The organism is Flavobacterium sp. B114r, assembly GCF_056824125.1.
In genome coordinates this window covers 740704-760600 of record NZ_CP124858.1, presented here as the reverse complement: position 1 = coordinate 760600, position 19897 = coordinate 740704, and the positions used below count along the sequence as shown (strand labels likewise).

At 36.0% G+C, this 19897-nt stretch carries 14 protein-coding genes; 4 read left to right on the top strand and 10 right to left on the bottom strand.

What is annotated here, in order from left to right:
- Positions 1-23: 23 nt before the first annotated feature.
- Entirely contained in the window at positions 24-1385 is a 1362-nt protein-coding gene (locus tag QLQ94_RS03505; RefSeq protein ID WP_271338217.1) for a hydroxymethylglutaryl-CoA synthase family protein, read from the bottom strand.
- A gap of 321 nt (positions 1386-1706) precedes the next feature.
- On the opposite strand from QLQ94_RS03505, the gene QLQ94_RS03500 reads away from it, so the two are divergent.
- The 3 genes from QLQ94_RS03500 to QLQ94_RS03490 all read left to right on the top strand — a co-directional run bounded on the left by QLQ94_RS03500 (position 1707) and on the right by QLQ94_RS03490 (position 5215).
- Positions 1707-2372, top strand: coding sequence for a succinate dehydrogenase cytochrome b subunit (locus tag QLQ94_RS03500; RefSeq protein WP_271338216.1), 666 nt, complete (start codon positions 1707-1709; stop codon positions 2370-2372).
- Positions 2373-2387: 15 nt separating this feature from the next.
- The gene (locus QLQ94_RS03495; protein WP_271338215.1) at positions 2388-4388 is read left to right on the top strand and encodes a fumarate reductase/succinate dehydrogenase flavoprotein subunit; all 2001 of its coding nucleotides are present in this window, start codon (positions 2388-2390) and stop codon (positions 4386-4388) included.
- Positions 4389-4468: 80 nt separating this feature from the next.
- A complete protein-coding gene (locus QLQ94_RS03490) occupies positions 4469-5215 on the top strand; it encodes a succinate dehydrogenase/fumarate reductase iron-sulfur subunit (RefSeq protein WP_271338214.1) in 747 nt (248 codons plus the stop codon).
- 61 nt (positions 5216-5276) lie between these two features.
- Here QLQ94_RS03490 and QLQ94_RS03485 read toward each other — a convergent pair whose 3' ends face one another.
- A complete protein-coding gene (locus tag QLQ94_RS03485; RefSeq protein WP_482499215.1) occupies positions 5277-7580 on the bottom strand; it encodes a family 20 glycosylhydrolase in 2304 nt (767 codons plus the stop codon).
- Between the two features lie 189 nt (positions 7581-7769).
- On the opposite strand from QLQ94_RS03485, the gene QLQ94_RS03480 reads away from it, so the two are divergent.
- Complete coding sequence (locus tag QLQ94_RS03480; protein WP_427402941.1) at positions 7770-8549, top strand: DeoR/GlpR family DNA-binding transcription regulator; 780 nt, start codon at positions 7770-7772, stop codon at positions 8547-8549.
- Between the two features lie 198 nt (positions 8550-8747).
- On the opposite strand, the gene QLQ94_RS03475 is transcribed toward QLQ94_RS03480, so the two are convergent.
- The 8 genes from QLQ94_RS03475 to QLQ94_RS03440 form a co-directional block, all read right to left on the bottom strand.
- Positions 8748-9818 carry a dipeptidase gene (locus QLQ94_RS03475; RefSeq protein WP_271338211.1) on the bottom strand — a complete coding sequence of 357 codons (1071 nt, stop codon included), beginning with the start codon at positions 9816-9818 and terminating at the stop codon, positions 8748-8750.
- Positions 9819-9925: 107 nt separating this feature from the next.
- Complete coding sequence (locus QLQ94_RS03470) at positions 9926-11041, bottom strand: D-TA family PLP-dependent enzyme (RefSeq protein ID WP_482499214.1); 1116 nt, start codon at positions 11039-11041, stop codon at positions 9926-9928.
- 4 nt (positions 11042-11045) lie between these two features.
- Positions 11046-11693, bottom strand: a complete 648-nt coding sequence (locus QLQ94_RS03465; protein WP_271338209.1) for a beta/alpha barrel domain-containing protein — start codon at positions 11691-11693, stop codon at positions 11046-11048.
- 9 nt (positions 11694-11702) lie between these two features.
- Positions 11703-12731 carry a sugar kinase gene (locus tag QLQ94_RS03460; protein WP_271338208.1) on the bottom strand — a complete coding sequence of 343 codons (1029 nt, stop codon included), beginning with the start codon at positions 12729-12731 and terminating at the stop codon, positions 11703-11705.
- 332 nt (positions 12732-13063) lie between these two features.
- Complete coding sequence (locus QLQ94_RS03455) at positions 13064-13531, bottom strand: RidA family protein (RefSeq protein ID WP_271338207.1); 468 nt, start codon at positions 13529-13531, stop codon at positions 13064-13066.
- Between the two features lie 4 nt (positions 13532-13535).
- Entirely contained in the window at positions 13536-14855 is a 1320-nt protein-coding gene (locus tag QLQ94_RS03450; protein ID WP_271338206.1) for a GntP family permease, read from the bottom strand.
- A 220-nt stretch (positions 14856-15075) separates the two neighbouring features.
- On the bottom strand, positions 15076-16605 hold the full coding sequence (locus QLQ94_RS03445) for a SusD/RagB family nutrient-binding outer membrane lipoprotein (RefSeq protein ID WP_271338205.1): 1530 nt from the start codon (positions 16603-16605) through the stop codon (positions 15076-15078).
- Positions 16606-16639: 34 nt separating this feature from the next.
- Positions 16640-19795, bottom strand: coding sequence for a SusC/RagA family TonB-linked outer membrane protein (locus QLQ94_RS03440; protein ID WP_427402937.1), 3156 nt, complete (start codon positions 19793-19795; stop codon positions 16640-16642).
- Positions 19796-19897 lie beyond the last annotated feature (102 nt).

Here is a 19897-nt window from a genome sequence, read left to right as displayed (position 1 = left end):
CGCATTTAATTGGAATTTAATTTTTATTCGATCCACTTATAATATCTCGCCCCAATCAAATTAGGAATTTCTTTTTCGATTCGATCTAAAATCCACTCGTTTTTAGGGGTTCTCACACTTTGTTTTTGTTCTTTTTTATGAAGACTTTCATAAGTTTCAAAACCTATTTCTACACTTTCTTCTAAATTTTCAAAAAGTTTAGTTTTGACTAAAGCCGATTGCCATTCCGGTTGAATTGTTCCTTCAAATACTTTAGATTTAGAGCCGCTTCCGTAAGCCAGGAATCCAAATTTAGTTCCTGTAACGTCTTGTTTGGTATCATAATAATGAGCCAAAGTAGATAATAATCCCATGAAAATAGATCCTGTATAAAGATTTCCAATTAAAGAAGAAGCCAATTCTGCAGGCTGTAATTTCTCGGTTACGAATTTTCTGTACTCATCAGATTTCCCAACTTCTTTGATTTTAGTTTGATAATCTGCTGGTTCAATATTGTCTGCAATAATTTTATCAGCATGATCTAAAGCATAAATTTCAGATAACATTCGGCGTCCCTGAAAAGAGTAGGGAAGGTGCATGATAATGCTGTTCCAGGAATTGTATAAAGTTTCGGTTGTGTTTTTTAGTTTCTTGAATGAAAAGTAAGCAGATCTCGTACGATCCATATAGCATTGATTCGAATATTGACCATCAAAAACGGGCTGGTCTTTATGAATTTCGATTTCGGCTTCTAAATTATCAAACCAAGGATCGTTATTCTCATTTTGCGTAATCGATTCCTTTGAGATAGTTCTGTAGGGTTTAAAAAAATCAAAAACACCTTTTGTACTTGTTGCCCAATTATGATCAAAAGCAATAATTCTAGGGTTCGATGTTATTAGCATTGCAAGAGCTCCGGCACCTTGTGTATATTCTCCTGTTGAATTCAAATCATATTTCGCAAAATCAGTCGTAACAACTATTGCTTTTTTGGATGGATTTAGTTTTACAAAATCGATACAGTTTTGTAAAGCGTCTACACCGCCAATACAGGCAAATGTAAAATCGACAACATCACATTTTTCCAGAGAATCTTCTCCAAATTTCTGTTCCATTAAGCTGATTAAGAAAGAACTGATAGGTTTAGAGCTATCGATTCCGCTTTCTGTCCCAACATAAATCCTGCTAATTTCGTTTAGGTTTATTTCGTTTTCAAGAATAAGTTTAGTCAAAGCGTTTGCTCCAAAAACAACTGCGTCCTGATGAACGTCCGGCAAAGTCATTTTGATTAATCCGAGGCCTTTCTTTAATTTTTCAGGCTCAATGTTTCTGGCAATTGCCAAGGTTTTTATGGGTAAATGTATGTTGGCTACATCAAAAGAGATAGCGTCAATTCCTGTTTTCATTATCATGTTTTTTGAAGCTGATAAAGGTAAAATTATGCTTCTAGAATTTACTTGTTTTCGTTGATTAAAATCGTTGTAGCGTTTATTTTTGAGAAAAATAAATCAAATTGGGACTAAAAATAGCAATTTGGTAATTATGTAAAAGTTAGAAATAGGTTAAAATGGCTTGTGAAAAATATCTATTTTCTTGTTTTTAAATAATTTGCAATAATATTGGGCAAAGCTCTTTAAAATCATTATAAATAACAACGAAATGGTTGTAGTTCATGTCTAATTGCTTTATTTTTGTATAATTTTTTAAAACAAACTACTTAAACAATTATGGCACAATCTGCACTATTGAATGCTTCCATCTTAAAGAAAGTGGCTATGGCCCTTTCGGGAATATTCTTAATCACGTTTTTAGCGCTGCATGTTTCCTTAAATTTCATTTCTATTATTAGTAAAGATGTTTTTAACGAAGCGTCTCACTTTATGGGATACAATCCGCTGATTCAATATGTAATGCAACCAGTTTTGGCAATCGGGGTAATTTTCCATTTCGTTATGGGATTTGTATTGACTGCTCAGAACACTGCTGCGAGACCAATTGCATATGCAAAGTACAATGGAGCTGCTAATGCTTCCTGGAGTTCTAGAAATATGATTATTTCTGGATTGGTTATTTTGGCTTTCTTAGGATTGCATTTCTATGATTTTTGGTTTCCTGAAGTTACCTATAAATATATTGCAGGTGCCGCACCGGATGCTACAAGATATTATGGTGAATTAGTTCATAAATTTCATGACCCAATTCGTACTGGTATCTATTGTGTATCATTTGTGTTGTTAGGTTTTCACCTTTGGCACGGATTCGGTTCATCTCTTCAATCAATGGGGATGCACAATAAATATTCTAGATTTTTAAGTAAAGTGGGTTACGGTTTTGCAGTTGTAGTTCCGGCACTTTTCGTGATTATCGCATTATTTCATCATTTCAAACAATAATTAATATAAATTATAATGGCATTAGATTCAAAAATTCCACACGGCCCAATATCGGACAAATGGACAGATTATAAAGATCATATTAATTTAGTGAACCCTGCAAACAAACGTAATTTAGATATTATTATTGTTGGTACAGGTTTGGCTGGAGGTTCAGCTGCGGCTACTTTAGCGGAGCAGGGATATAACGTAAAAGCATTTTGTTTTCAGGATTCACCTCGTCGTGCGCACTCTATTGCAGCACAAGGTGGTATCAATGCGGCAAAAAATTATAAAGGTGACGGTGACTCGGTTTACAGATTGTTTTATGATACTGTAAAAGGGGGTGACTACCGTGCACGTGAGGCAAACGTTCACCGTTTGGCTGAAGTTTCTACTAATATTATTGACCAGTGTGTGGCTCAGGGAGTTCCATTGGCTCGTGAATATGGTGGATTACTAGATAACCGTTCTTTTGGAGGAACTTTGGTTTCCCGTACATTTTATGCACAAGGACAAACTGGTCAGCAATTATTGCTAGGAGCTTATTCTGCAATGAACCGTCAGATTGGTCGTGGAAAAGTGAAAATGTACAACCGTCACGAAATGCTTGACATTGTTATCGTGAACGGTAAAGCGAGAGGTATTATCGCTCGTAACCTTATTACGGGAGAAATAGAAAGACATTCTGCTCACGCAGTAGTTGTTGGTTCTGGAGGATACGGAAACGTGTTTTTCTTGTCAACAAATGCTATGGGAAGTAACGCAACAGCAGCTTGGAAAATACATAAAAAAGGAGCGTTTTTTGCAAATCCTTGTTACACGCAAATTCACCCAACATGTATCCCGGTTTCTGGAGATCACCAGTCAAAACTGACTTTGATGTCTGAATCGTTACGTAATGATGGTCGTATTTGGGTTCCTGCAAAACAAGAAGATGCTAAAGCGATCCGTGAAGGAAAGAAAAAAGCAACTGATTTATCTGAAGCTGAAAGAGATTATTTCTTAGAAAGAAGATATCCTGCTTTTGGTAACTTAGTACCTCGTGATGTTGCATCTCGTGCTGCAAAAGAAAGATGTGATGCTGGTTTTGGAGTTAATAAAACCGGAGAAGCTGTTTACTTAGATTTTGCTGCTGCGATCAAACGTTACGGAACTGAAGAAGCTTTCGTAAAAGGTTTAAATGATAAAGATGCTGCTTTAGTAACAAAATTAGGAGCTGAAATCGTGAAAAGTAAATACGGAAACTTATTCCAGATGTATTACAAAATCGTCGATGAGGATCCTTATACAACACCAATGATGATTTACCCTGCAGTTCACTACACAATGGGTGGTACCTGGGTTGATTATAACTTAATGACTACAATTCCGGGATGTTTCTCAATTGGAGAATCTAACTTCTCTGATCACGGTGCAAACAGACTAGGAGCTTCTGCTTTGATGCAAGGTTTGGCTGATGGATATTTCGTATTACCTTATACTATTGGAGATTATTTAGCTCCGGATATTAAAATGGGAGAAATTTCTACAGATTTACCAGAATTCGTAGCAGCAGAAAAAGAAGTAAAAGATCAAATCGACAGATTTATCAATAATAAAGGAACTCATTCTGTAGATTATTTCCATAAGAAATTAGGAAAGATTATGTGGGATAAAGTAGGTATGGCTCGTAATGCTCAAGGTTTATCTGAGGCTATCGTAGAAATTGCTGCTTTACGTGAAGAGTTTTATAAAGATGTAAAAGTTCCTGGAAGCGCTAACGAATTTAATCAGGAATTAGAGAAAGCGACACGTGTTGCCGATTTCTTAGAGTTAGGAGAATTATTCGCGAAAGATGCATTGCACCGTAATGAATCTTGTGGAGGTCACTTCCGTGAAGAATACCAAACTGAAGAAGGAGAAGCACTTCGTGATGACGAAAACTTTGCATACGTTGCAGCTTGGGAGTACAAAGGAAAACCAAGTGATGCCGTATTACACAAAGAAGCTCTGGTTTACGAAAACATTAAATTAGTTCAAAGAAGCTACAAATAAAATTCGGTCGAAAGTCGAAAGTCAAAAGTCTCAAATAAGGCTTTTGACTTTCGACTTTAGGACTTTCAAACTAAAACAGTATGAAACTTACATTAAAAATATGGCGTCAGAAAAACGCCCAAGATAAAGGGGGAATTGTTGATTACCCAATCGACGGAATCGAACCAGATATGTCTTTCCTTGAAATGCTTGATGTTCTTAACGAACAATTGATCAACAAAGGAGAAGAGCCAGTAGCATTTGACCACGATTGTCGTGAAGGAATTTGCGGAATGTGTTCATTATTCATCAACGGAGAAGCACACGGACCAGATAGAGGAGTAACAACTTGTCAATTACACATGCGTATGTTTAAAGATGGTGATACGATTTTTATCGAGCCATTTAGAGCAAAAGCTTTTCCTGTAATTAAAGATTTAGTGGTTGACAGAAGTTCTTTTGACAGAATTCAACACGCAGGAGGATTTATCTCGGTAAATACTTCAGGTAATACAATTGATGCCAATACAATTCCAATTAACAAACACGATGCAGATAAATCATTTGATGCTGCTGCTTGTATTGGTTGTGGAGCTTGTGTTGCAACTTGTAAAAACTCATCAGCAATGTTGTTCGTTGCTGCCAAAGTATCTCAATTTGCTTTGTTGCCTCAAGGTAAAGTAGAAGCTGTTGATCGTGTTTTAAACATGGTACACCACATGGATCTTGAAGGTTTTGGTAACTGTACCAATACTGGAGCTTGTGAAGTAGAATGCCCTAAAGGAATTTCTCTTGAAAATATTGCACGTATGAACCGTGAGTATTTATCAGCAAGCTTAAAAGGATAATATAAAAGACTTTTAGTTTTATAAAAAAAGGTTCCGATATTTCGGAACCTTTTTTTATGTCTTATTCATAATACAATTGCGAAGCGCTTATTTCTTGTTTTTCTTTTCCTTCCTGCTGGATAAAACAAGTTAAGGTCGTTCCGCCAATCTGATCAAAATAACTGATGTTCAATTTGTGAAAACCTTTTTCCAGCTTTATGACCCCATATGCTTCGTTGAGCCAATGAATTCCGTCGTTATTCACCACTAATTCATTATCGATAAAAAGCTTCGATCCGTCGTCTGAAAGTGTCGAAATCGTATAATTTGCGGTTTCTGCGATATAGATGTATCCGTCGAATTTTAAGCCAATATAACGCTCCGTTTTCGTTTTCCATTTTTCACTGCTTATCGCACCTTCAAAAATTCCTGAATTAACGGGTTTTGCTAAATCTAAATCTTGTACTTGCTGAAACAATGTTCCGGTATAATAATCGAATTTTAAACCTTTCTTAGTTGGTTTTATGGCTAGAGCCGGTTTTGAATCCGGATTTCGAACTAATATCTTATTGATCGAACTTCTTCTTCCGCTCGAACTGATTTGAACTGTTTTGATGATTCTGAATTCTCCTTTCGGAATGTTTATCGTTACGGGTTTAGTGTAAAGTTGAGCAGTTTCGTCAGGGTTATAACCGTCAATAGTGTAGAAGATTTGACCGTTTTTGATGGTTGGTTTTAAATCCAGAACATATTTTGATGCGATTAATGCTGTTTCATCTGAGCCAAATGGTGTTGGGACTTTATACAATCGTTTCTGCGCTTCCAGTTTTTCTAAATGATAAGGAATTTGGTTTAAAATAAAATGATTGTAATTCTTGTTTTTCGGCTCTGTCCAGGCAATTTCGGCTAAAGCAAATACTCGTGGATAAATCATATAATTTAATTTTGCCGGACTCGTCAAATATTCAGACCAAAGATTCGATTGAACTCCTATAATATATTTTTGCTCTTCAACGGTTAAACTATCAACAGGAGTTGGGTTGTAGTTGTACATTTTTTCAACTGTCGTTAATCTTCCAATTGTTAAAGGTTCATTTGGCGAATAGCCTTGATTATAATCCAGATACAGCACTTGTTCCGGATTCATGATTACATTGTGTTTTTGTTTTGCGGCTTCAATTCCGCCAGACTCACCTTGCCATGACATTACCGCTGCGTTTGGTGCCAATCCGCCTTCCAGCATTTCATCCCAGCCCAGAATTTGTCTTCCGTGTGCATTTAGGAATTTTTCTATTCGGGTGGTCAGGTAACTTTGTAATTCATGTTCGTTTTTTAATCCTAAATCTTTGATTCGTTTTTGGCAATTCGGGCATTCTTTCCATTTTGTTTTCGGGCATTCGTCTCCACCAATATGAATATACTTACTTGGGAATAAAGCCATAATTTCGGTCAAAACATCTTCTAAAAAAGTAAAGGTTTCCTCTTTTCCAGCGCAGAAAATATCATCAAAAACACCCCAATATTCTATAACTTTATATTGACGATCCGGAAAACAGGATAAATTAGGATAAGCCGTAACTGCTGCAGTTGCATGACCGGGCATTTCAATTTCCGGAATAATATTAACATAATGATCTTCGGCAAATTTCACTACATCTTTGATTTCTTCCTGCGTATAAAAACCTCCGTACGGATTTCCGTCAAAAAAGTAGGGTGATCTTTCGAATTTATTTCCCACTAAAGTCTGTGCTCTTTTTGAACCTACTTCGGTTAATTTTGGGTATTTTTTGATCTCAATTCTCCATCCCTGATCGTCAGTTAGGTGCCAATGAAAGTTGTTTAGCTTATAGCTAGACATTTGTGCGATAAAATCTTTTATAACATCAACAGAGAAAAAATGACGGCAAACATCAAGGTGAAGCCCGCGGTAGCTGTATCTGGGCTCATCTTCTATGGTAACACAAGGTAGTTTTATTTCCTGATTTTTTGGTTTGTTGGGTAAAAGCTGCAATAAACTCTGAACAGCATAAAATAATCCTTCTTCACTTCCGGTAACGGTGATCTTTTTTGGAGTAATGACAATTTTATAAGCTTCTTTTTTTAAAGATTCAGCCGGATTTTTGGCAATAAACAAAACTTCAAGATTGCTTTTTTTGTTTGGCATATTTGAGTTTATAGCCGACTCGAAAATTTGTGCAGTTTTAAGTTCTCTTGCGCTGTATTTATTTTTTTCGAAAGTAAATTTTATCTGTCCGTTTAAACGAATACTATCTCCTGTTGCTTTGTATGAATTGGGAGCAGGGATAATAGAATTGTTTGTGAAAGAAGTTTGGGCATTTCCGAAAGAAAAACAAAATAGTAAAAGGAGAAATAGGCTTTTTTGCATGGTTGCTTTTTTGATTGTTAGACAAAAATATAGTTTATTGGTTAGGTTTGCATTTTTTTTGCAAAACGAATTTATACTTAAATGTCTTTAAAATAGACAAATTAACTTTTTTATTACATTGTGTTATAATTTGTTTCGCAATAATATTGCATTTATTGTTTACATTTGCTTCTATAAAATTGAATTTGCATGAGTAATGATAATGAAGTGATTAATTACACTAAAGAAGAACGTAAAAATCTTATTATAAAAGAGATAAACTTGCATACTCGTGTAAGTTTTGAAACGCTTTCTGCAAAATTATTTGTTTCAGAAGATACAGTAAGACGTGATATTAACGAACTTGAATCAGAATCTTTATTGATTAAAGTAAAAGGTGGTGCGATGACAAAAGCCTATCACCATGCTTCTTCTAATAATCAAACTTATGCAGGTGAATCTAAACAAATTATTGCTCAAAAAACGTTAGGTTTACTTCATGATGGAATGGTTTTACTAATTGGCGGCGGAACTACAATTCGTGAGTTCATCCGTTTGATTCCTGATGATTTGAATCTGACCATTTTTACCGTTACTGTTTTATCAGCAGTTGAACTTTTGGATAAACCCAATGTTAAAATTATCATGATTGGCGGCAGCATTTCGTCCTACAGCCAAATGTGTGTGAGCGGCGATGTCTATAATCAATTGGCGAATATTAAAGTCGATTTATTAATATTAGGAACCAATGCTCTTGATATCGAAGGTGGTTTCTCAGACTCTGATTGGGAAACCGTTCAGGTAAAAAAAGCAATGATTCAGGCTTCTGAAAAAACAGCGATTCTAACTATTTCTGAAAAACTCGATACTGTTCTAAAAATGAAAATTGCCAACTTATCTGAGGTTAATTATGTCGTTACAGAAGTTGATCCAAACGACGAAAAATTACAATCGTATAAGAAGGCAGTTCCCAGTTTAGTATTTCTTTAAGTCTAGCCTCTTTTGGTGTAATGCATACTAACTTCAATTTAACACATAGAAACATAGATTTTATGTGTAAAGAAGAATATAAAAAGAAACCCATTTCTTTCACATAGCTAGCTATGTGTGTTTTAAATAAGTGACACGTCTTATTTTGAGCTAAAAAAACTATGTTTCTATGTGTTAAAAATAATTACACTCAACGGGTTAATCCCAATTTTTCATTAAAAAATTAATCCAGTTCTGATGAAAGATTTTATCTAAATCTTCATTAGAATATCCGTTGTTTTTAAAAATCAGAACCAATTTTTGCAAATCGGCAATCGTATCTAAATCGTACGGACCTTGTTCTGTTCCAAAAGCACCATCCAGATCTGAACCAATACCAATATGATTCGCATTTCCTGCCAATTGGCAAATGTGATCCATGTGTTTGAAAACAGTTTCGAGATTGCAATTTGTACCTTTTGGAGTCGAAACACCTCTTTCCCAATTTGGTACTAGCATCCACGCATCTAAAGCTCCGCCAATTACGGCTCCTCTTGAAATTAATGCCTGAATCATTTCGTCGCTATATTGACGGTTATGATCGACCAGACTTCTGCAATTGTTATGACTTGCCCAAACGGGTCCGTTATAATGATCTAAAGCCTGCCAAAAAGCATCATCACACAAATGTGTTGCGTCCAGAATAATATTCAAACGTTCCATTTCTTTCAACAAATCTAGACCGTTTTGCTGCATTTTTCCGGTAGCATCCGTTCCGTTTGCGTAGCGTCCGGGTCCGTAATGTGCAGGTCCGATGGCACGTAATCCGTAATTGTATGCTTTTTCTAAATACGAAACATCAATAATAGAATCGGCACCTTCAAGACTTAAGATATAACCAATAGGTTTTTTATCGTTTGGCGTTCCGTCATTCCATAAATCAATTTGTTTTAGGAGTGATTTTTTATCTGTTATTGCTGTAATTTCTCCGGCTTCTTCCATCGCTTTGTACCATGCAGCTTGTCCCTGTGTTTGTGCCCAGGCTTGTTCAGGAGAATTCCAACCCGGAATAATACTGCCTGGTTTTACAAATCGTGCAATTTGAGTGGCGACAACAATACCAATGTTTCCTTTTCGTAAATCTGGAAAAGAAACCGTGGCGCGTTCGCGATCCGGTTTGTCTGTCATTCCTTTTTCGAAATTACGTAATGTAGGTACATCATTTCTTAAATCTCGATTCCATTCCATTGCATTCATGCTCAGGTCTAGATGTGCGTCTATTATAAACATATTATTTTTTTTAAGTCACAAAGGTTCAAAGGCTCAGAGATTCTCTACAAGTGTTATTGTGAGGCCTATTCTCTTTCTTCTTCGCTCTATTTTCTATTCTTTTTCTCCTAGATGTTAATTTTTCTGCTGCGTGCAACAACCTGCCATTGATCGCAAATTTGATGCGCTGCATTTACTACCTGAACCGAATCGTAAAGGGCACAGGTTGGGCAAACATGATAAGGTTGGGCATAAATAGTGTCGCCAATAGCGTACTCGTTTTTCCCTTTGTTTTCTATAATTAAATGTTCTTCTGAATGCGATGTTGGGATTAGGTTTTCATCATTTAAAATCACTAATCTTTTATCAATAGGATTTTCAGAAGCTACGGCTTTGTATCCAATATCAATACAAAATGTAGCATTTGTAGGCTTTGAAACAATAGTTCCAACAATAACCAGAGCGGGTTCGAAATTTTGTTCCGGTAAATGAATCTGGTAATTTGAATCCCAGAAAACAAAAGTTCCCGGACTGCATTCTACATTTTTTTGAGTCGCATAAAACGGAAATGTATTCGATCCTCCGGCAACAATTTTTAATTCGTAACCTAGTTTTTGTTCAATTGCTTCAATTCTCTCATTTATGCTAAAAAAAGAATTTGAAGCGGCAGCAATTCGTTCTTCCGCATAGCCTTTTAAATGGCCGTCATAAATATGAATTCCTGCGAAATGAAGATTTTCTAACTCAAGAATTTCATAAATTAAAGCACTCCAATCTTTATGAATCGAAATTCCGGTTCTGTTCATTCCTGTATTAAGATCCAGATAAACGGTAAGTTTTAAATCGTTTTCTTTTGCAATTTTATTCAAAGCTTTTGCTGAATCAAGATTGTCAACGATAGTCGAAAAAGAAGTATTAGGATATTTTTGTATTAATGAAATCCATCTTTCTTTTTTAACGCCAACAGGCTGATAGGCGAGAAGCACGTCCTGAATTTCGTGTATGGCGGCAAGTTCAGCTTCGGCAATTGTCGCGCATTTTATTTTATTGATGCTGTAGGTTTTAAACAAATCCAGAATCTCGCCAATTTTATGCGTCTTTATATGGGGCCTTAATTTTTGAGTTTCGCCATTTACTGATTCAATCAAACGCTCAATATTCGACTGGATACGATCTTCGTAAACAGCCAGAAACGGAGTGTCAATGCGGATTTCGGAATTAATTTTCCACCAATTGTCTTGCATAATTTTAGTTTCTGGTTTTTTCTACAACTTCAATTAAATTTTGAAATGCTTGTAACGATTGCTCGTATTTTAAATCCAAAAGAATTTCTTTCGAAAATAAATTAGAACCAATTCCAACACAAACAACACCGGATTTGAACCATGATTTCAAATTGCTTTCTTCAAGAGTTACGCCTCCGGTTGGCATTATTTTCAAATTTGGGAACGGTGCTCTTATTGCTTTTACATATCCTGGACCGCCAATTTTATCGGCAGGAAAAAGTTTTACAATTTCTGCACCTAATTTATTCGCATGAAGAATTTCGTTTAAAGTCGCTGCGCCTGGAATCCAGTAAATATTATTTTTGAAACAATAATTGCCAATTTCCAGATCAGTATGAGGACAAACAATGCAATCTGCTCCTAATTGATGAAATGTCTCAGCATCATCAACACTTAAAATAGATCCAACGGCTATTTTTACATCCAGATTATTCGCTTTTTTAAAGGCGATCATTTGAGTAAAAACTTCTTTAGCATTATCTGCGCGAGCTGCAAACTCGATAATTTTTATGCCAGCATCAGCCGCCGATTGCAATACTATTTGGGCTGTTTCTATATTGATTTGTGTAACTAACGGAAGTACGCCTTGTGCTTTTAAAATGCTGTACATATTCTTTATTTATCTATTAATTCTGTTACTTGAGCCATTTTTAATAAAATGACTGATCTCGTTAAGGTTCGTTATGGCAAAATCTCCGTGAATACTTTGTTTGATTACACCACAAGCTGTCGCCCATTCGATAGATTCCTGTCCGGAAAATTTATTGGATAATCCGTATAATAATCCTGCATTGAAAGCGTCTCCGGAACCAATCTGATCTGTTACAACGTGTATTTTATGTTCTTGTGTCTGATAGAAATTGCCTTCATGAATTAGTAATCCTTTGTATAAATGTGCCGGTCCGTCTGATTTTCTAAAACTCATTGCCAGTGTTTTTAGAAAAGGCATTTTTGCTTTTAATAATTCGAATGTTTTCTGAAAACGATCTTCGTCGGATTCAGTATTATCTGTTTTAATTCCGAAATAAATTTCAATCGCATCTAAATCAGCAACTGTGATTGTGCTGTATTGAAGCAAATCCGGCATAATCTCAGACGGATGTTTTCCGTATTGCCATAATTTTGATCGAAAGTTAAAATCAGAAGAAATTGGAATTCCTTTTTTATGCGCTGTCAGAATTGCTTCCTTGCAAGCTAAACCTGCTTCTTTAGAAACTCCCGGACTGATTCCTGACCAATGAAAATGAGTAACATCGGCGAAAGCCAAATCCCAATTAATTTGATCTTTTTCAATAGTAGCGAAAGACGAATTGCTTCGGTCATAAATAACCTGCGATTGCCTGATTTGATTTCCAGCTTCAACAAAATACAATCCTAAACGTTCTCCGCCATACACACATTTTGAAGTATTGACTTTGTATTTCTGAAGTTCGTTTAAGGCCAATTGTGCCAGATCATTTTCTGGTAATCGGGTAAGATAATCGGTTTGAATGCCGAGTTGAGAAAGTAAAACACAAACATTTGCTTCGGCACCGCCAACATGTATTTTTATTTCATTGGCCTGCGTGAATCTGTTTCCATCTGCAACACTCATTCGGAGTAATAATTCTCCAAACGTTGCAATTCTGGTTTGTGGTGTTGTATTCATAATAATTTATAAGCTTGGTGTTATTTTTTTAAACACATAGAAACATAGTTTTTAAAACCGAATAAAGGCGTTTCACTTGCATTAACAAACATAGCTATGTGAGAAAGCGAGCTTTTTTGAATATCCTTGTAACTATTGCAAAAATAAATCTATGTTTCTATGTGTTTAATTTTTTGACACAGATTAAAATGATTTTAAACGTTGTGTTTAATTCTTCTGCCACGAATTTCACGAATTTACACAAATCAGTATGTGAAAATTAATTCGTGAAAATTTGTGAAATTCGTGGCGAAAAAAAAACATTTTTAATCATTTAATCTGTGGCATATTTTTTAATATAATTCAAAAACAGCTTCAACTTCAACGGGAATATTGTCCGGTAAAGAACCCATTCCTACTGCGCTTCTTACGCCAATTCCGTTTTCTTGTCCCCAAACTTCTGCAAACAATTCGCTGCAACCGTTTATCACGTATGGATGTCTTAGGAAATCGCCATTGCAATTCACCATTCCTAAAACTTTTATAACTCGTTTTACTTTGTTCAGGCTTCCAAAATTGGTTACAATTGTAGAAAGCATGGTTAAGCCAACTTGTCTTGCTGCTAATTTTCCTTGTTCGATATCCATATCATCGCCAATTCGGCCAATGATTAAGGACTTGTCATCATTAACAGGTCCATGACCTGAAAGGTATAAATATTTACCATCAACTAAATAAGGTTTATAAATACCAAGAGGTTGTGGTGCTGGTGGTAATGATAAGCCTAATGTTTCAAATTTTTCTTGTGGTAATAAATTCATGATATTAATGTATTATAGAGTTTAAAATAAAAACGAAAATGATTCCTAAAACAGATACTAGAGATTCCATGACGGTCCATGATTTGAAAGTATCTTTCAGGCTGATATTAAAATATTCTTTGAACATCCAGAAACTTGGGTCGTTTACGTGAGAACACATTAAACTTCCTGCTCCTACGGACAAAACCAATAAGTTAGGGTCGAGACCGGTGGTTTGTAGTAAAGGTAATAAAACGCTGGCAGTCATTAATCCGGCTGCTGTAGCAGAACCCACACAAACGCGTATGATTGCCGCCATCATCCAGGCCAATAAATATGGATGAATGTTTATTTGTGTTAAAGCGGCTACTATAGTTTCGTTTACGCCGCTTACGATCATTACTTCTTTTAAACCTCCGGCTCCACCAACAATTAGAACAATCAAAGCGACATCTTTTATTGCAACGGCATAATCATCCATTACTGATGTGATGCTTCTGTTCATTCTGATTCCTAAAGTATAGGTACAAATCAATAAAGAAATCAGCATAATCATACTTGGTTCTCCTACCGTTTTACAGATATTTACTAATGTTTCATTTTGTGAAATCATAGGTAATATCGAAGTCAGCGTTAATCCGAAGACAGGAAATAAGGCTGAGAATAAACTTAGGGAAAAACTAGGCTGCTTTCCTGCGTTAACCACTTCTTCAACATTCAGGATTTCGTGATCTGATTCGGTTTTGATGTTTTTCAGTAAATTCGAAAACAACAAACCTGCAATAAAAATGGTTGGAATCGCAATGATGATTCCGTAGACTAAAACAAGTCCGATATCAGCATTTAAAATACTGCTTAAAGCCATTGGAGACGGATGTGGTGGCAAGAAACCGTGTGCTACTGAAAGCGACGCCAGCATTGGAATACCGAGATATACTTTTGAAAGTTTAAATTGATGGGCTACTGAGAAGATTAATGGAACTAACAAAACAAATCCAACACTATAAAATAGTGGTATCCCAACAATAAATCCGGTAATCATTAAGCCAAGGCGAACGTATTTTTTGCCCGTCCATCCCATAACAGTTTTTGCGATGACATTGGCGGCGCCTGATGAAACGGTAAGTTTACCAATACAGGTCCCGAAAACGATAATCAAAGTAATAGATCCTAACATTTCGCCCAAACCTTTTTGAACAGTTTGAGACAAAATAGCTATTGGCAGGCCTAAAAAAAGACCTGCTAATAAAGCTGTTATGATAAAGGCAATAAACGGATTGATTTTAAGCCAGGCTATCTGAATGATTAAAAACGCAATGCATGCCGTAAGAATTAATATGCTCATTTATCTTTTTGTTATTATTATTTATGCCAGTTAACAATTGATGGTTTTAATTTGTGCCTTTAGGCACTAAATATTGGTAGTAATTAGATTTGAAGTTCGTTGGCGTGCCGTAGGTACGCAACAAAATGTTAATTATTGCGTACCTACGGCACGCTAGATATTCTGATTCATATTCTCTACCAATATTTAGTGTCTAAAGGCACATTTTAACTCTTAATTATTATTTATCCCACCACATTCTGGTTGTAAAACTATCTTCGCCCTGGCGTTTCACTGCTTCAGCTAAGTTAGCTGAATTCACTGAATATTCGCTGGTAGAGTATTTCAAACGTCTTGGGATTGTGCCGTTTGTAACATTGCCCGGAAAGTTTACGGGAACTAAAACAGGATATCCCGTTCTTCTCCAGTTGGCATAAACCTCTTCTTCGTCTACAAATAAAGCAACATAGATCTGAGTATGAATCTGATTCATTTTAGCTTCAAAAGATCCTGCCGCGTTGTACGGATTAAGTGTTAGATAAGCAGTTGCATCTGTAATTGCATAAGTCGCGCCGTAAATTCCCATGTTTAGGAAAGAAGCTTTTACTCCTTTTTCGTATAAGTCTTTATCGCTTTCGTTGGTGTACCATCCTCTTGCTGCAGCTTCGGCTAAATATAGATTTGTTTCTGCATTACTTAAAAGAACAAGAGGGGCATCAAATTTAAAAACCGTACTTTGATTAGGCTCGGAATACGTACCTTGTTCCGCTGCTGTTGGTGCTGTTTTTGTTCCGTTAGGGAAACCCTTTTGTATGGCAAGAGATGTATTTTGCGTTGTTCCCTGCCAAACGCCGGAGTAAACACTAATTCTTGGATCTGCAGTAGATTTTAATAAATCAATGAATGTTTTGGCTAGTTTTCCTCCTTCAACATTTTTTTGCCCATAAGATCCCGCTGTAAAATCTTGTCTTCTGGCATCAAAACCAACAGGGTTTTTATTAAAATCATTTGGTCCGTCTGTATATTTCATGATTGCATTATCACTTCCATTAAGGATTACTCCACCAGCGATTGCTTTCGTTACCCACGTTTTTGATAAAGCGGGATCAACTTTGCTTAATCTTAATCCTAAACGAAGCATTAAAGAATAAGAAAATTTTTTCCATTTTGCGACATCTCCGTCATAGATAAAATCGGCTTTGCCGAAACTTGCTTTAGCAGGATCTAATGCAGTGGCGGCTTCATCCAGTTCTTTCAGTAAATCTTTGTAGATAAATTCCTGAGTGTCATATTTTGGAAGGAAAAGTTGTGAGGTGATTGCTTTTGCCGCATCTGAATACGGAATGTCTCCATATAAATCTGTAGTTCTGTGATACAAATACGCTTTCCAGATTCTGGCAATATTCAACTTGTTAGTATCGTTTGGATTTGCTTTTAAAGCATTAATTACAATTTCGATTTCATTTAAAGCTGTTGGATATAGCTGATTGAAATAAGCTGAAAAATATACTTCATTGCTTAAATATTTATCTCCCACACCTGAGGCTTCTTTGTAAGTTGCATAATGCTGAATCATTCCGCCACATTCAAGAATGTCAGTGAAAAAATAATTATTGTTTAAGCCGTCAAGTTGAGCTTTGCTGAAAATGTAATTCGGATTTGGTTTATCAACCACATTTGGGTTGGTATTGATTTCTTCAAAATCTTTGGTACAGGATGATATACTTCCTAAAAGTATTCCTGCGATATATAATATGGTTATCTTTTTCATGTCTTTTAATTTAAAAATTAGCAATTAGGTGAGTTTAAAATTTGACATTTAAACTTAAACCGAAACTTCTGGTTTTTGGCACTCCAAATTGTTCTACACCTTGCGCATTTCCTGCACTAAATACAGATTCCGGATCTACGTTTGGTGTTTTCTTGTAAAGAATGAATAAGTTTCTTGCTACAAATGAAACAGAAGCTCCCTGAAGTTTTGATAATCCTTTTATTCTTTGAATTGGTAAATCATAACCAAGAATTACTTGTCTTAGTTTTACAAAACTTGCATCATAGATAAAAGTGGATGAAATGTTTCTTAAACCATCATAATATGTTCTTAGGTTTTCAGGAGCAATAACCATATCAACCGGATTTCCGTTTGTGTCAACACCTTTTATTGGTAAACCGTTTTCACGACCTTCAAGAGTTAGTTTTGTTAATCCCATACGAGTTCCGTATAAGTCAGTTCCGGAATATAAACTTCCTCCAAATTTACCATCGATCAAAAAGCTGAATGAGATGTTTTTGTATTTAAATTCGTTGCTAAGACCTGCCGCCCAAGGATGAACTCCCTGACCTAATTCCTGAAGTGGCCCTTGTGCGATAGTTGCAGATCCGCCGCTTACATTATAAACAGTATTTCCGTTTGCATCTAGACGAGGTTTATATCCTTTTATGATGCTATATGGTCGGCCAACATCACTTGTTATCGTAACATATCCGTTTACAGCAGTTGCCATTGTAATAGAGTTTAACTGATCTGTAAGTGCTTCAACTGTGTTTTGATTATAAGATCCGTTGAAACTTGCATCCCAGGAGAAATTTTCAGAATTAATGATTTTTCCACTTAATAAAAATTCAACCCCTTTATTTCTCATTTTTCCTAGATTCAGTAAAGCTGTGCTTGATCCCGAAGCGTTAGAAATTGTAGTTTCGACAATATCATTTGTTGTAGCACGGTTGTAAAATGCTAAATCAAGATTTAAGCGATTGCGGAAAAATCCTAAGTCAGTACCAATTTCAAATGTTGTAGAAGTCAACGGACTTAAAGTTGGGTTTGGTACTCTTGAACTTGTTGGTCCTTGCAATTGCTGACCGTTGTGTCCGCCCTGAACCATAGAGTAGGATTGGTTCAATGCATAAGGATCCGGTGTTGCGCCACCCACTTGGGCCCATGAACTTCTTAGTTTTGCAAATGAAACAAAATCTGGCATTGTTACAATATCGGATAAGATAACAGCTGTTCCAACCGAAGGATAAAATACTGTATTGTTTTCTTTAGAAAGTGTAGAGAACCAATCCTGACGACCTGTAACATTTAAAAATACAATGTTTTTATAGTCAAAATCCGCGGCACCATAAACTGAATTTGTTTTTGTTTTTCCGTAAGGATAGCTGTAAGTTAGCGTAGATAAGTTGCTTATGGCATAAAAATCATCTAACACAAAGTTAGAGCCTTCAAATCTGGTTTCATCTCTTAAATTGGTGCGTGAGTTTACTCCAATTAAAGCATTTAAAGAGAAATCATCAACGATATTTTTCTTGGTATAATTAAGAATTGCTTCAGAATTCAGGTTGGATATTTTAACCCTTGAACCTTGTGCGTATCCAACAGGATTGTTCAAAGTCGTTTTTGGGATGTATCCAAAGAAGTTATAATCTGTAAAATCCTGACCAATTCTACCCTGAAGGAATAATTCAGGAGTGAAGTTTAATTTAACATTCAGCATTCCGATAAAACGATTTTTAGTATCGTTGTTTTTAATTTTATTAACCACAAAATAAGGGTTTGTAGCTACGGCAACAGGATTCCATGCTTCTTCGATACCATTTGCATCATATCCGGGAGCAAGATTTCTAATGTCAACCGTATTGGCAATCATGTAAGTTCCCCAGTTAGGGTTTGCTTCAGCATCAGATACTGTCGTTCTGTTGTTTGATTTTTCTAAATTGTATTGCGCAACAACATCAAATTTTAACCAGTTTGTTAAGTTCACATTGCTGGCAATATTGATACTTTTACGATTAAAATCAGAATTGGGTACAACACCTTTGTTCTCCATATTTGAAAATGAAAGACGTCCGGTTGCTTTTTCATTTCCTCCAGATAAAGCAAGGGAATTGATAAAAGTTGTTCCGGTATTGTAGAAGTTTTTAATATTGTCTTTTTGGGCTACATAAGGTCTTGCTACACCATCGAACTGAACAACATCTGTTCCGTCGATTTTAGCTCCCCACGACCAGCGACCGTCAGCGATAGCTTCAGCCTGATTGGTTGGTTTTTTTCCATTTGCCCCTGAACCGTATTCGTATTGCCAGTCTGGTTTGATCGATGGTGTTTCGAAAGTAAATGAAGTATTATAATCTACTCCAATCCCTTTTTGGGCAGATCCTCTCTTAGTCTGAATCAAGATAACCCCGTTTGCAGCGTTTGCCCCGTATAATGCAGCGGCAGTTCCACCTTTCAAAACAGTGATTGTTTTAATATCATCAGCATTTATAACAGAGGTTCCGTCACCACGGTCAACATTGATTCTTGTAGAACCTGGTCCGTTCCCAATTCCCGGTAAGTTCAATTGCGTATTGTCAATTGGTAAATCATTTACCACATACATAGGCTGGTTATTTCCGTTTAGCGAACCATTTCCTCTAATGACAACTCTGCTTGAACCATTTGGTCCGGTTGCAGTACTGCTTACGTTTACACCGGCAATTTTACCTACTAAGGCGTTGGCGATATTGGTTTCTTTCGCTTTCGTGAATTCAGTTCCTTTTAATTCAGTTACTGCATAAGCAACAGATTTGCTGCTTTTTTTAACTCCTAATGCAGTTACCAAAACCTGATCTAAAACATTTTCAGCTGGTTTTAAGTTTATTATTAAATCCTGAGTGTTGTTTAATTTGTATTCTAAAGTTGCGTAACCCATATAACTAACGATGATGTGAGTTTCATTTTCCGGAACGTTTAGTTTGAATTTCCCGGTTTCGTCAGTTATAGTTGCTATTTTACTATTGCCTTTTGCATAAATCGTTGCGCCGGCAATTGGCATTCCGTCATCCTGACCCAGTACTTGGCCCGAAATTTCTGTCTGATTGCTTTTTTGTTCAAAAAGGTGCTTTTTAATTGCAGCCTCTTTTGCATTTGCTGAGAAGATCATCCCCCCAATAAATACTAATGAAATTAGCTTTTTTTTCATAATTCTGTGGTTTTCATGTTTTTTTGGTTTTTTATTGGCGATCAAATATAAAAATTTATTTTTCACATTTGCATTTTTTTTGCACAAAGCGCATATTTTTTG

Excerpts from the sequence above, each read along its gene's own strand:
- QLQ94_RS03505 (WP_271338217.1), bottom strand. The coding sequence starts at position 1,385 with ATGAAAACAGGAATTGACGCTATCTCTTTTGATGTAGCCAACATACAT.
- QLQ94_RS03500 (WP_271338216.1), top strand. The coding sequence starts at position 1,707 with ATGGCACAATCTGCACTATTGAATGCTTCCATCTTAAAGAAAGTGGCT.
- QLQ94_RS03495 (WP_271338215.1), top strand. The coding sequence starts at position 2,388 with ATGGCATTAGATTCAAAAATTCCACACGGCCCAATATCGGACAAATGG.
- QLQ94_RS03490 (WP_271338214.1), top strand. The coding sequence starts at position 4,469 with ATGAAACTTACATTAAAAATATGGCGTCAGAAAAACGCCCAAGATAAA.
- QLQ94_RS03485 (WP_482499215.1), bottom strand. The coding sequence starts at position 7,580 with ATGCAAAAAAGCCTATTTCTCCTTTTACTATTTTGTTTTTCTTTCGGA.
- QLQ94_RS03480 (WP_427402941.1), top strand. The coding sequence starts at position 7,770 with ATGAGTAATGATAATGAAGTGATTAATTACACTAAAGAAGAACGTAAA.
- QLQ94_RS03475 (WP_271338211.1), bottom strand. The coding sequence starts at position 9,818 with ATGTTTATAATAGACGCACATCTAGACCTGAGCATGAATGCAATGGAA.
- QLQ94_RS03470 (WP_482499214.1), bottom strand. The coding sequence starts at position 11,041 with ATGCAAGACAATTGGTGGAAAATTAATTCCGAAATCCGCATTGACACT.
- QLQ94_RS03465 (WP_271338209.1), bottom strand. The coding sequence starts at position 11,693 with ATGTACAGCATTTTAAAAGCACAAGGCGTACTTCCGTTAGTTACACAA.
- QLQ94_RS03460 (WP_271338208.1), bottom strand. The coding sequence starts at position 12,731 with ATGAATACAACACCACAAACCAGAATTGCAACGTTTGGAGAATTATTA.
- QLQ94_RS03455 (WP_271338207.1), bottom strand. The coding sequence starts at position 13,531 with ATGAATTTATTACCACAAGAAAAATTTGAAACATTAGGCTTATCATTA.
- QLQ94_RS03450 (WP_271338206.1), bottom strand. The coding sequence starts at position 14,855 with ATGAGCATATTAATTCTTACGGCATGCATTGCGTTTTTAATCATTCAG.
- QLQ94_RS03445 (WP_271338205.1), bottom strand. The coding sequence starts at position 16,605 with ATGAAAAAGATAACCATATTATATATCGCAGGAATACTTTTAGGAAGT.
- QLQ94_RS03440 (WP_427402937.1), bottom strand. The coding sequence starts at position 19,795 with ATGAAAAAAAAGCTAATTTCATTAGTATTTATTGGGGGGATGATCTTC.